Source organism: Polynucleobacter sp. Nonnen-W13, from assembly GCF_018881735.1.
Classification (GTDB): domain Bacteria; phylum Pseudomonadota; class Gammaproteobacteria; order Burkholderiales; family Burkholderiaceae; genus Polynucleobacter.
In genome coordinates this window covers 375,383-387,737 of the sequence record NZ_JACVPU010000001.1, presented here as the reverse complement: position 1 = coordinate 387,737, position 12,355 = coordinate 375,383, and the positions used below count along the sequence as shown (strand labels likewise).

At 45.1% G+C, this 12,355-nt stretch carries 16 protein-coding genes; 5 read left to right on the top strand and 11 right to left on the bottom strand.

Features of this window, described 5'->3' with window-relative positions; all coding sequences use genetic code 11:
- Positions 1-7: 7 nt before the first annotated feature.
- The 3 genes from ICN27_RS02090 to ICN27_RS02080 all read right to left on the bottom strand — a co-directional run bounded on the left by ICN27_RS02090 (position 8) and on the right by ICN27_RS02080 (position 1,866).
- Positions 8-532 (bottom strand): phasin family protein, encoded by a 525-nt coding sequence (locus ICN27_RS02090; protein WP_216268796.1) that lies wholly within the window; start codon positions 530-532, stop codon positions 8-10.
- A 148-nt stretch (positions 533-680) separates the two neighbouring features.
- Positions 681-1,628: a peptidylprolyl isomerase gene (locus tag ICN27_RS02085; protein WP_255534941.1), complete on the bottom strand. Its 948-nt coding sequence runs from the start codon at positions 1,626-1,628 to the stop codon at positions 681-683.
- The gene (locus ICN27_RS02080) at positions 1,549-1,866 is read right to left on the bottom strand and encodes a hypothetical protein (RefSeq protein WP_215309222.1); all 318 of its coding nucleotides are present in this window, start codon (positions 1,864-1,866) and stop codon (positions 1,549-1,551) included. Before ICN27_RS02080 ends, ICN27_RS02085 begins: the two co-directional genes overlap by 80 nt.
- A gap of 144 nt (positions 1,867-2,010) precedes the next feature.
- Between ICN27_RS02080 and ICN27_RS02075 the strand changes: the two genes are divergently transcribed.
- The 3 genes from ICN27_RS02075 to ICN27_RS02065 are packed head-to-tail and all read left to right on the top strand — an operon-like array spanning position 2,011 to position 3,357.
- Positions 2,011-2,541 (top strand): GNAT family N-acetyltransferase, encoded by a 531-nt coding sequence (locus tag ICN27_RS02075; RefSeq protein ID WP_216268794.1) that lies wholly within the window; start codon positions 2,011-2,013, stop codon positions 2,539-2,541.
- On the top strand, positions 2,538-3,080 hold the full coding sequence (locus tag ICN27_RS02070) for an isochorismatase family protein (RefSeq protein ID WP_370624465.1): 543 nt from the start codon (positions 2,538-2,540) through the stop codon (positions 3,078-3,080). Before ICN27_RS02075 ends, ICN27_RS02070 begins: the two co-directional genes overlap by 4 nt.
- Before the next feature lie 58 nt (positions 3,081-3,138).
- Positions 3,139-3,357, top strand: coding sequence for a hypothetical protein (locus ICN27_RS02065; RefSeq protein WP_046329638.1), 219 nt, complete (start codon positions 3,139-3,141; stop codon positions 3,355-3,357).
- Positions 3,358-3,363: 6 nt separating this feature from the next.
- Here ICN27_RS02065 and ICN27_RS02060 read toward each other — a convergent pair whose 3' ends face one another.
- Positions 3,364-3,666, bottom strand: a complete 303-nt coding sequence (locus ICN27_RS02060; protein ID WP_255534940.1) for a 4a-hydroxytetrahydrobiopterin dehydratase — start codon at positions 3,664-3,666, stop codon at positions 3,364-3,366.
- Positions 3,659-4,393: a pseudouridine synthase gene (locus ICN27_RS02055; protein ID WP_216268792.1), complete on the bottom strand. Its 735-nt coding sequence runs from the start codon at positions 4,391-4,393 to the stop codon at positions 3,659-3,661. Before ICN27_RS02055 ends, ICN27_RS02060 begins: the two co-directional genes overlap by 8 nt.
- 100 nt (positions 4,394-4,493) lie before the next feature.
- Between ICN27_RS02055 and ICN27_RS02050 the strand changes: the two genes are divergently transcribed.
- Complete coding sequence (locus tag ICN27_RS02050; protein ID WP_216268791.1) at positions 4,494-5,033, top strand: DUF2889 domain-containing protein; 540 nt, start codon at positions 4,494-4,496, stop codon at positions 5,031-5,033.
- A gap of 3 nt (positions 5,034-5,036) precedes the next feature.
- Here the strand turns inward: ICN27_RS02050 and ICN27_RS02045 are convergent, their stop codons facing one another.
- On the bottom strand, positions 5,037-5,810 hold the full coding sequence (locus tag ICN27_RS02045; protein ID WP_216268790.1) for an SDR family NAD(P)-dependent oxidoreductase: 774 nt from the start codon (positions 5,808-5,810) through the stop codon (positions 5,037-5,039).
- 51 nt (positions 5,811-5,861) lie between these two features.
- Here ICN27_RS02045 and ICN27_RS02040 point away from each other — a divergent pair, with 51 nt between their 5' ends.
- Positions 5,862-6,686, top strand: a complete 825-nt coding sequence (locus tag ICN27_RS02040) for a hypothetical protein (RefSeq protein WP_255534939.1) — start codon at positions 5,862-5,864, stop codon at positions 6,684-6,686.
- A gap of 8 nt (positions 6,687-6,694) precedes the next feature.
- On the opposite strand, the gene ICN27_RS02035 is transcribed toward ICN27_RS02040, so the two are convergent.
- The 5 genes from ICN27_RS02035 to ICN27_RS02015 form a co-directional block, all read right to left on the bottom strand.
- On the bottom strand, positions 6,695-7,639 hold the full coding sequence (locus tag ICN27_RS02035; protein WP_216268789.1) for an MBL fold metallo-hydrolase: 945 nt from the start codon (positions 7,637-7,639) through the stop codon (positions 6,695-6,697).
- Entirely contained in the window at positions 7,626-8,210 is a 585-nt protein-coding gene (locus tag ICN27_RS02030) for a lipocalin family protein (RefSeq protein ID WP_216268788.1), read from the bottom strand. Before ICN27_RS02030 ends, ICN27_RS02035 begins: the two co-directional genes overlap by 14 nt.
- Before the next feature lie 13 nt (positions 8,211-8,223).
- Complete coding sequence (locus ICN27_RS02025) at positions 8,224-8,811, bottom strand: sulfite oxidase heme-binding subunit YedZ (protein ID WP_216268787.1); 588 nt, start codon at positions 8,809-8,811, stop codon at positions 8,224-8,226.
- A gap of 23 nt (positions 8,812-8,834) precedes the next feature.
- The gene (msrP, locus tag ICN27_RS02020; RefSeq protein ID WP_216268786.1) at positions 8,835-9,797 is read right to left on the bottom strand and encodes a protein-methionine-sulfoxide reductase catalytic subunit MsrP; all 963 of its coding nucleotides are present in this window, start codon (positions 9,795-9,797) and stop codon (positions 8,835-8,837) included.
- Between the two features lie 156 nt (positions 9,798-9,953).
- The gene (locus ICN27_RS02015) at positions 9,954-12,191 is read right to left on the bottom strand and encodes an NADP-dependent isocitrate dehydrogenase (RefSeq protein ID WP_216268785.1); all 2,238 of its coding nucleotides are present in this window, start codon (positions 12,189-12,191) and stop codon (positions 9,954-9,956) included.
- Positions 12,192-12,355 lie beyond the last annotated feature (164 nt).

Genomic DNA, 12,355 nt, shown 5'->3' with positions numbered 1-12,355 from the left:
TTTGTATTTACTTCTTTTTTTGCCTTACTGCAGGACTACTCTTCTCAAAGTTTGAAAATGAATCTGTCATAGCTGCTCGAATCAGATCAAAATTTTCAAGTGCATTATTAAAAGAGGTTTTGAATATCGAGGTATATGGCTCAGCACCTGCAGGAGAATTTTGTGTCGCCTCATTCACAAAATGAATTAAGTCATGTTGCGACTCTTTGATCATTGCCTCGGCAATTTTTGCTAGCTCTTTGTTTCCACTAGCTAAGGCTTGAAATAGTTGGGACTGATACTCGGCAACCTCTTTAGCAGCCTCTTGCAATACCTCAGCATGTAAATAATCAAATACCGCCTTAGGATCCTGTGTTTTCATGAGCTCCGCTACTTTGGCTTGCATTCGAGAGGAAAGCTCTTGTGCAGCGCGCTGATTTAATTGAGCGATCTCCTGAGCGCTACTTAGCGCTACTTGGCCGACTGCCTGCGCAGCCTTCATACCCTTGGTTTGATTTGCCATTGCATTCAAGTCAAATGGATTCTTACTCATGCATATCTCCCTAGCTTAATTAGTGGTTTATTTAATCTACTCCTGAATGCCAGGCATTGAGATAGAGAAATACCACTAGAGCGGCAGGCAGAAATGCAAAAGAGCGCTTTGGCGCCCTTTTTGGTGTAGCAAGCTAAATTACTCCGGTTTAGCGTACGACGATATTCGCACCCTGACGTAATTGGGAGAGGAATTCAAACTGTTTCTTCTGCACCAGGCCATTACGAATGACTGCTTTAGCTTGCTCATAAGTTGGGGGCTTGCTAGATTTTTTATCTTCCAACTTAATTAAATACCACCCCTGCGGCATCTGAATTGGGTTAGGAGAAACCTGGCCCTTAGACAAGACTGTGAGAACAGCGGCAATCTGCGGCAAAGTTTGCCCGGCCTGCACCCAGCCTACAGCACCACCTTGCACCTTATTGGGTGCAAGTGAAACACTCTTAGCCACTTTATCAAAAGCCTCACCTTTCTTAATTCTAGCTAGGGCAGCTTGTGCATCAGCCTCAGTAGCTACAGCAATGTCACTTACCTTGTACTCCACAATCATGCCTTGTGAACCTAAAGACGTAATCTCACGGTTGTACTCTGCTTGCACGTCCGCATCACTCACTGGATTTTTAGACATATAAGTAGATAACTCTAAGTCTGCTAAATAATTTTGGCGAATCAAGGCCAGCTGCGTATTGGCTCTATCAGAGTTAGCAAGTCCATCTTTCTCAGCCTGCTGAGACAGGAGTGCGATTTCAATCATTTTTCCTAAGACTGCATTACGCAGCTCTGGAGAATCTTTTTGACCCTGGGCTAAGGCCGCCTGAATACCTTGCTCAACAACATCATTGCTGATGATCATTCCATTTACAGAAGCAGCGGCATTTACGGGTAATGCATTCTGAGAATATGCAGCCGTTGACAGTCCTAAGGCCATTACAAGACTTATGAGATATAAACTGGAAAGGGATTTCATGGATAACTCTTTTTTAAAATGTAGAAGTAATGTTAACAGTTTGCGATCATTAAAAAACCATGGTCGCTGGGATTGGTTCAAACGGCGCGGCGGATTGGGCACCCTGCGCTTCAGCCTGTTCCTCACCATCTGGATTTTTGATATAACGCGAATCAATAGGTGTATTTGGAAGCTGACTGATAGGTGGGCGCTCTATATAAACCGGGCCAGCAGGAGTTTCTAAAGGAGCAATAGGCTGGCTATTGAATTCTTGGATTTGCGCTGGAGTGTAAGGAGAGAATGTTTGCGCAATAAGAATGCTTGAGGGTGCAAAACCAAAAGCAATACTGAAAACAAAAATGATTCTGAACTGGACTGGAATACGCATCACTCTTTCCTATTTGTACTGGATCACACAATCGCCAATAGGCTGCTGAGAGCTGAAACATCAGAATGCCATTCTAGAGCCAAAAGACTTCGAGTAGATACATAAAGCAGGTATCCTAGAATAACTAGCCCTTATCCACCTCTTATGAATACATCGACTCCTTTTACCAATAAGGTCTATACGCTTAGCGATGGGAGTCATTACAAGGTTCGCCCCATCCAAGCGAATGATCGAGAGCGAATCATAGAGCTGTTTAATCATCTTTCGCCAGAAAGTCGCTATCTCCGATTTGCTCACGCTATCTCTAAACTTCCAGATGACTTTCTGGATGACATCTTGCACTTAGACTATAAAAAAGAAATGGCATTGCTTGCGGCCATGACAAGTCATGCTGGTGCTGAGGAGATTATTGGAATTGCACGTTATGTAACACCTCCCAATCAAAATGCTTGTGAATTCTCCCTGAGTGTGAGCGATAGCCATACTACACAGGGTGTTGGCACGCATTTAATGCGTGATCTCATTGCATATGCGAAAAAGAATGGGTTACAAGAAATGCTGGGGTATGTCTTGAGTAAAAATTCTAGAATGCTTCATCTTGTCTCTGATCTGGGTTTTCAGATTCATAGTCAGGATGATGAGCTTGACTTTAAAACTGTGAGCCTGACACTGTGAATCCATCAAACCAAATCCACTCAGAAAATTCAATTCTCATCTTGATCGATTTACAGGGGCGCCTGATGCCTGCGATTGCTCAAGGTGAAGCAGTGCTCAAGCAATGTATTCGCGTTGCACAAATTGCCCAACTACTCGAGATTCCAATTATCGGCACAGAGCAAAGTCCGAGTAGCTTAGGCAGCAATCTCGAACCCATTCAGTCTTATTGCAGTAAAACGATTGAGAAAGAGCACTTCAATGCCTGCGCTGATGGCTTAACTGCCGCCATTCCTGATAATCGCCAACAGTGCATTCTGATGGGATGTGAAACCCATGTTTGCTTAATGCAAACAGCACTTAAACTGATCGATGAGGGCTACGATGTTTCCGTAGTAGTGGATGGAGTTGGTTCGCGCCGAGCACTCGATAAGCAAATTGCGCTTGATCGACTAGGCATTGCTGGAGCACGACTGATTACTGTTGAGATGCTTGGATTTGAGTGGCTAAAGACAGCTCAAAACCCTGTCTTCAAAGAAGTTCTTGCGCTACTAAAATAATAGGGCTGGGCTTGCGAGTCTTTATTTGCTATTCTGCAGCATCACTTAAAGGATTCCTATGACGAACGATACTCAAACCCAAAACGACGAAGATTTTGATTACGGGTGCGAATGCGCCATGACACTCTTAAATGAGCCAACAGAAGATTGCCTGAATGATCTGATTGATGAGCTTGATGAAGATGGCATGATCGCCACAGAAGTGGTTTATGGTCTCTTAGCAACCATCCTCATGAGCATCACCTCCGAGGATGAAGATGATGAGGAAGTGCAGTAAAACGAATTAAGCCAAGATTTGTAGGGCGAACTGATCCATGGCACGTGCCATGGCGACGTCTAACTCAGTCAGCGCCCTCAGGGAATGGGTACTCAATCGTACTGATACCTTGTTCCAAGTATTTGACCAGTCGGGGTGATGATCAAACTCTTCAGCGAAGTCTGCACACAAGGTCATGAACTCAAAGGCACTCTTAAAGTCCTTAAATATAAACACCCGCTCTAGCTCTTGAGTATCAGGATGTACCTGCCACTGCGGCAACACTGTTGCAAAGTCAAAATCTTTAGAAAGTAGATTCGGTTTAGGCAATGGGAGCTCCAACACTCTGCGATAGTCTATGCAAATCATCTGGATAGAGCCAGCGCCACTCACCTTCAGCCAAATCTGCTGGCATGATGTATTGTCCGATTTCAGTACGGTGCAGCTTAGCAACATGATTACCTACTGCAGCCATCATTCGTTTGACTTGATGATAGCGACCCTCAACAATAGTCATGGCTAATACATTCTCCCCAAGCTGCTTACATGCTGAAGCAAGACAGGGCTTTGGATCATCATCCAACACCACGCCTGTTAACAAATGATCAATCTGATTTTGGGTAATGGGCTCAGGAGTTGTGATTTCATACACCTTGCCAATGTTTTTCTTTGGCGTAGTCATCTTATGAATAAACTGACCATCATCCGATATCAAAATTAAGCCGGTAGTGTCAAAGTCTAGACGCCCGACGCATTGCAATCCTCTTTCTACAAAAGGCTTAGGTAATAAGCTATAGACACTTGGATGATGCGTGGTTTTATGAGAACACTCATAGTTTGGCGGCTTGTTAAACGCAATATAGGCCTTTTCATGAAACTCCCAATCTTTCCCCTCTACATTCAGCATTAATCCCTCGGTAGCAATACGCTCTTCTGGATCATCTGCTGGAACACCGTTGACCTTGACTAGGTCGGCATAGACTAAATCGCTGCAATAGCGCCTGGTCCCAAAGCCTTGGCTAAATAGTATTTTTTCGAGAGAAATTGGTTTGGCCATATCATGCCGAGAATACTACAAAGCCGCACTCCCAGTAACCGACAAATGAAGCCGTTATGATGGCTAGATATCGCCTACAAGCTTCTTACTTACTACTGCCATGCTCTCAACCCCAGCACCCAGAAATCCTCTCCATACTCGTGAAATTACTTTTCAGGGCTACGCTCGAGAAGATGGCCAGTGGGATATTGAAGCGCATTTACGAGATTTTAAATTTCAGCCATTTACTACCGGCGGAAAAACCTGGGAGCCAGGCCAAGCTTTCCACGATATGTGGGTTCGCATTACTGTGAACACTGAATTAGTGATTCAAGCAATTGAAGTGGCCATGGACAGCCATCCCCACCCAGAATGTCCGCAAGTAATACCTCCAATGGATGCACTGATTGGCACGCGCATTGGTAAGGGTTGGCGAAAAACTATTAATGAACACCTTGGAGGCATTAAGGGGTGCACTCATTTACGAGAGCTACTCAGCAATATTGCTACCGCCGCATTTCAGTCTATTCCAGGAGCACTATTTGATCCGGATGACAACAAACCACCACTCTATTTGGGTACCTGTAAATCGTGGGATTTCGACGGGCCAGTAGTGATGCGCGTCTACCCCAAGTTTTACCAATGGAAACCGACAATTTAGATTTTATTGCAGTTCACCACGGTGAACATTAAAGCCATTGAAAGACTGCTGCACTGGCATTAGCTCTACTAAATTAATATTCATATGACTTGGTAAGTTAGCGGACCAATAAATAGCCTCTGCTACATCATCTGCACTTAATGCTTTCACTCCGGTGTAAACCTTACCAGCCTTACTGTCATCACCTTTAAAGCGCACATTCGAAAACTCAGTTCCAGAGCACATCCCTGGCTCAACGCAAGTAACGCGTACTGGAGTACCAATTAAATCTGCCCTGAGATTTAAGCTAAATTGCTGAACAAAGGCTTTAGTGCCGCCGTAGACGTTGCCACCAGGATAGGGGTAATTTGCCGCTACTGAGCCCAGATTAATCACATGGCCGCACTTGCGCTCTACCATTCCCGGTAAAAAGGCACGCGTCATATGCACTAGCCCCTTGATATTAGTATCAATCATCTGATCCCAATCCGTGAGCAAAGCCTGATGCGCCGGCTCAAGCCCTAAAGCTAACCCAGCATTATTAACCAACACTGTCACCCTAGAAAACTCGGCTGGTAGTGTGGCTGCCAATTCATCAACCTTTGCGCTATCACAAACATCTAGCGCCAAGGTGAGTAATTTTTTCTGCTGCTCTACTGGCAGGGATGCTTTTAAAGCTGCTAGGCGCTCGACTCTTCTACCTAAGGCGATCACTTGATGGCCATGTGCCAAAAACCGCCTTGCAGTTGCCGCTCCAAAGCCAGCAGTAGCGCCGGTGACTAAAACTGTATGTTCCATATATCCTACTTATTTTTTCCAATTGGCTGAGTCATTTATATTACTGCGTATATGACATTGTTACGTATTTTTGCTCACCTCCTGATTTCATTGGGATCAATAGGAAATGCTTGTGCTGATGAAAGCAAGTTCTCTGGAGGCTTTTTAAATCTAGAGAAAGCATCTGATCAGTACTCAAGTCAACGGGTTCTGGAATTTTGGGGGTATCACAATACCTTTGGAGAACAAACCCAAAGCGACACTTTGAAGCTTCGCTACTACCAGCCCCTGCAGTTTGACCAGTGGCGAGGCACCATGCGACTCGACACCTCCTATGTTTCAACTTATGGACCCACTCTTACCGAGCAGTCATCCGGCACTTATAACGCCGGTAACACCATGCTAACGGTCTGGGGAAATCACCCCAGTATTCTGAAGAATTGGGAGGGCACATTAGGTGCTAGGGTTGTTTTTCCATTTGGCAATAACGGGCAATGGGCTGCCGGCCCTCAGATCGGCACAGTATATGTACCAAATAAGGGAAGCGATTCAAGGCTCTCAGACTTTTCACCATTACTCAGATATATGTATGGGTTTGATACCAAGAGTAATTCGTTTGCTAGTAACCCCAATCAACCGCCCTTAGTTCGCAATCTCAATATTTTTCCAACGCTTGGATTGAATATCTCCCCCAGCACGCAACTTCGATTGTGGGATGAGAATGGAATCGTTTGGAATACCGGTGGAGGGGGTGGCTGGTTTATCCCGCTCGATGCCATGGTGACCCATCGTCTTAATAAAAGTTTTTTATTCGCGGTGGGTGCCAGCAAACAGGTCGTGCAAAGCTACTCTGTCTACGACTGGTCTTTTTATGGAAAACTATCGTTTAATTTCTGACGAACACTTTAGTCTTGATTCATTAAAAAACCGTTTTCGATAACAGCTGCTTTCGATTTCACCAGAGCCTCCACCAACCAGGTCTGGAAAGTTTCACTGCTCATATTGAGCTGCTTGCGAATATTTTCCAGTACAGGCGTACCTGCAATCCACTCATTGACCACTGCTAGCTTCTGGCTTCGCCATTCCAGCAGCTTGTACTTCAGGAGCACCTTAGCACCATGACGTGCATTGCGATCAGCATCGCTTGAGAGGTAATCGAGGCGGGATTTTGCAGTCTCAATTGACTTTTTGACATCCGTAAAAGGCTTACCATGTCCAGGAATAACTAGGGCAACAGGGAGACCTTCGATTAACTCTAAGGTCTGCGCCACTTCTTCAAAACCACTCTCACCCCAAAGCTCAGGAAAGATGACTCCAAAGCCCTCCTCCCATAGCGCATCGGCAGAGATCAAGATTTGATGCTGCTCTTGGTACAACATGACTGAATGGTTGTCATGGCCTGGAGCAGCCAGAATTTGCCAGCGATAAGAGCCTAAGAGTATTTCTTCACCAGGCACAAGCAGGGCATGGTGTGTGAAGCTTGGACACTCTTGCCCTAATTGCTGAAAGCTCAGTAAATTCTCATTCCAGTCTCGTACGGCAATTGCCTCTGCTTCTGGTATCCATATCTCGCAATCAAATACCTCTGATAAGACTGCGTTACCGCCACAATGATCAGAATGCAGATGGGTATTGACCACTTTATTGAGCTTATTTAAGCCATGCTGCTTCAGTGCATTAGCAACCAGATCAACAGTCATCTGTTGGTGCGCACAGTAGCCACTATCAACTAGTGATACATCTTCCTCACTGAAGAGCAATATATTGTTTGCCGATAGCCATCCACGCTCGAAAATTTCAATTCCGGGTGGTAGTAAGTAATTACCGATGCGCTTTTCAAGAGCCTTCATTTTTTTGCGCAGTAATCTCAAGCTTTTGAATATCGAATTGTTGTTGCTTTAGGCGTTGCAATAAATCAGCATAGGATTTGGGGTCAGGCTGAGGGGTTCTTGATAGAACCCAAAGATACTCTCTTCTAGGGTCACTCACAGCAGCTAATTGATATTGCGGATCTAAATCAATTACCCAATAGTCACCCCATACTAAAGGTAAAAAAGAGAGCCACTCAGGGGCGAAACGGACCTCTAATTTGGGTGAATCCTTGCTGCCAATTTGGCGAGCCAAACCCTCTGCCTCTGAAGTCTCGCCAGCGGCAGTTTTGCAGCTATTAAGGACTCGAAGATTGCCATTAGGCTTAGCGCTATAAACAGCTTTAGTATTAGAGACACATTTTTTCTGAAACCAGTTTGGGAATTTTGCAATCTCGTACCAAGTACCTAAGTAGCGAGGAACATCTAAAGTAGCGATGGTTCTCACATTCTGATCACTTTGCTGTGCAAAGACTTGGGACGATCCAAAACAAATCAGCAGTAAGCCTAATATAGAAATCAAGGAAGTGCGAGAAAATATCAATAGGGTCATCAACTGAACATTCTTAGATGGTAGATCGCTTACCTAAAAGCTTGCGAATATAAGGAATCCTACAACATAACAGCAATAGCAAAACTACTGCATAGATTGTGACGGTATCAAAATCATTCTTACCTGCCTTATGCCACCAATAGTGGAGGATTGCGGTGCAGGCAATGAGATAAATCAGTCGATGCAAGAGCGCCCAGCGACGACCCAGTTTTCTTTGAGCCCAGTGGGTTGAAGTCAGTGCCAGAGGAAATAGCAAAACCAGACTAATAAAGCCCATTGTAATAAAGGGCCGCTTTACTACATCTTTGAGCATCTCTATTAAATCAAAATCCTGATCTAGCCAAAGCCAAATGACAAAATGGAGTGATGCATAAAAGAAACAAAATAGACCCAACATTCTGCGATACCGAATCCACCTTGATGAATTCGTTAGCAAACGTAATGGAGTCATCGCCAGCGTCAAACACAAAAAGACTAGCGCCCATGTTCCCGTTGAGCGCGTAATAAACTCAATTGGATTGGCGCCCAGACCATCAGTAAACCCTAGCCAAATCAAACGATTTAGCGGCAGTAGGGCCAATAGGAAGATCAGTAACTTCATCCAACTTTACTTATCGTTTTGCATCAATAGAATTTTTTCAAATCCATCCCGGTGTACATACTCGCCACCTGATCACCATAACCATTAAACATTTGGGTTTTGATCTTAGGAGCAAAGCCACCTCTAGAGTCGCCGATACGTCGCTCAGTCGCCTGACTCCAGCGGGGGTGATCTACCAAAGGATTTACATTGGAATAAAACCCATACTCACGCGCATCAAACTGACTCCAGCTCGTCTTGGGCATTTCTTCTGTTAAACGAATGCTCACGATCGACTTGGCGCTCTTGAAACCATACTTCCAGGGCACGACGATTCTGACTGGGGCGCCATTTTGCTTTGGTAGTGTCTCGCCATAAAGACCAAAAGTGAGGAGTGTCAGGGGGTTCATCGCCTCATCTAAGCGTAGACCTTCTCGATAAGGCCAATCGATAATTTGACTCTTCAGGCCTGGCATTTGTTTGCGATCAGCTAGGGTAATAAATTCAACATACTTCGCAGAACCTAAAGGCTGCACCTGATTCAGCAATTTGGATAATGAGTAACCATCCCAAGGAATGACCATAGACCAACCCTCAACGCAGCGCATACGATAAATACGCTCCTCCATCGGAGCAAGCTTTAGCAAGGCATCTATATCCAAGGTCATTGGCTTTTTAACCAAACCTTCAATCGTCACAGTCCATGGCCGAGTTTGCAAACTTTGGGCATAAGCAGCGGGATCTGATTTATCTGTTCCAAACTCATAAAAGTTGTTATAGCCAGTGACATACTGATAACTGGTTGATTCATCCTTCAAAACAAAGTTTGGGTTTGGCGTAGCAATTAACTTTTGAGCATTGCTGGCAATTGCCTCACGCGAGAACCAAGGAGCTAACGCCAGACCAAAGGCTCCGGCCGCAGCATTCTTGATTAAGTCACGACGTCCCTCAAAGACCGCTTTAGGGGTAATTTCCTGAGAAAGTCGCTTTTCCTCATGTGTGGACATATCAAAGTCTCCTCAATGGATTGAATCTAATAATGACAATAGACCTTATTCTCCTATGCCTACCAATTTATTGCTGAGCTACTGTATTAACCCGAAAGGCAGACAAGAAAAAAGGGCAAACCAAGCGGCTTGCCCTTTTGATGAAACGAACTTACCTTAAGCGGCTGATGCTGTTTTTAAGATGCTATTCAAGGTAGTGCTTGGACACATCACAGCTACGAACTTATCGTGATCAGGCATGTAGTAGCCACCAATATCCGCAGGCTTTCCTTGTACTGCCTTAAACTCGGCAACAATCTTTTGTTCGTTCTCAGTCAACGCTTTTGCAATCGGGGCAAAGTGAGCCTGCAATTCTTTATCTTCGGTTTGCGCAGCTAAAGCCTGAGCCCAGTACATCGCCAAGTAAAACTGGCTACCGCGATTATCTAACTCACCTGTGCGTGGTGATGGTGACTTATTGTTATCTAACAATGAGCCGGTAGCTTCATCTAAAGTGCGAGCCAAGATTTTGACTTTGGCGTTACCAGTCTTATCACCAATATCTTCTAGAGAAACTGCTAAGGCCAAAAACTCGCCCAAGGAATCCCAACGCAAATGATTTTCTTCGACCAACTGTTGAACGTGCTTAGGAGCAGAACCACCCGCACCAGTCTCAAAGAGGCCGCCACCAGCCATCAAAGGCACGATAGATAACATCTTGGCGCTGGTACCGAGCTCCATAATCGGGAACAAGTCAGTGAGGTAATCACGCAAGATATTGCCGGTCACAGAGATCGTATCCTTACCGCGAATGATGCGCTCTAAGGTGTAGCGCATTGCGCGAGTCTGCGACATGATCTGAATATCAACGCCAGTTAAGTCGTGCTCTTTCAAATAGGTTTGCACCTTCTTGATCAACTCGGCTTCATGTGGACGATACTCGTCTAGCCAGAATACGGCTGGAGTATGCGACAAGCGTGCGCGGTTTACTGCTAACTTCACCCAGTCACGAATCGGCGCATCTTTTACTTGGCACATACGCCAGATATCGCCCTCTTCCACATTCTGCTCCAGCAAGACTGTGCCGTCATCCGCAACAATGCGAGCTACACCTGCCTCAGTGATTTCAAAGGTCTTGTCATGTGAACCGTACTCTTCTGCCTGCTGAGCCATCAAGCCCACATTGGGTACTGTGCCCATCGTTTTTGGATCAAAGTTACCGTGCGTCTTACAGAAGTTAATGATCTCTTGATAGATGCGAGCAAAGGTACTTTCTGGGATGACTGCTTTAGTGTCATGTAAACGACCATCAGCACCCCACATCTTGCCACCCACACGAATCATTGCTGGCATCGATGCATCTACGATCACGTCACTTGGTGAATGAAGATTAGTAATGCCTTTGGCAGAGTCCACCATTGCTAACGCTGGACGGTGCTCATGGCAAGCATGTAAGTCCTGAATGATTTCTTCACGTTTAGATTCTGGCAAAGTCTTGATTTTTTCGTATAAGCTGCTCATACCGTTGTTTGGATTTACACCCAACTCTTCAAACAACTTGCCATGTTTTTCAAATGCATCTTTGTAGAAAATCTTGACAGCGTGACCGAACACGATTGGGTGTGACACCTTCATCATGGTGGCCTTGACGTGCAAGGACAACATCATGCCAGTCTTGTAAGCATCTTCAATTTCTTTTTCATAGAACTCGCAGAGTGCTTTTTTACTCATGTACATGCTGTCAATAATTTCACCTGCAAGCAAACTTACTTTTGGCTTGAGAACAATTGTCTTGCCACTCTTCGTAACTAAATCCATCTTCACATCACATGCTTTAGCCATCGTCATTGACTTCTCACCTGCGTAGAAATCACCACCATGCATATGCGATACGTGCGTACGGGAGGCTTGACTCCATTCGCCCATCGAGTGCGGGTTCTTACGGGCATAGCGCTTAACGGCATTTGGTGCGCGGCGATCAGAGTTGCCTTCGCGCAATACTGGGTTTACGGCGCTACCCAAACATTTGGAGTAACGCGTACGAATTGCTTTTTCAGCATCATTTTTAGGATCATCTGGAAAATCAGGCAGTTTGTAACCCTTAGCTTGCAACTCTTTGATAGCGGCGAGCAGTTGTGGAACTGATGCACTGATATTAGGCAACTTAATGATGTTGGTATCAGGCAATAAAGTCATACGACCAAGCTCAGCCAAATTATCGGGAACTTTTTGCTCAGCCGTTAAACAATCAGAGAACTCTGACAAGATACGTGCCGCAACAGAAATATCGCTTTCTACAACCTGAACTCCAGCTGGAGCCGTAAAAGTACGAATGATTGGTAAGAATGCACAGGTCGCCAATAAAGGCGCTTCATCTGTCAGCGTGTAAATGATCTTTGATGTCTCTGAAGCCATTGATGTTTCCTCGATATGGGTAAATATTAGGGGTCGGCCTTATACCGAACCACTCTCGCATTCCGTATGCAACACTTCAGGCGCTTGTGGCTGTCTTGGGTGTAATTTCACATACTGGACCGAGAAATCTATTTTAAATCATCGACCCCGGCAATTTAAGGGGA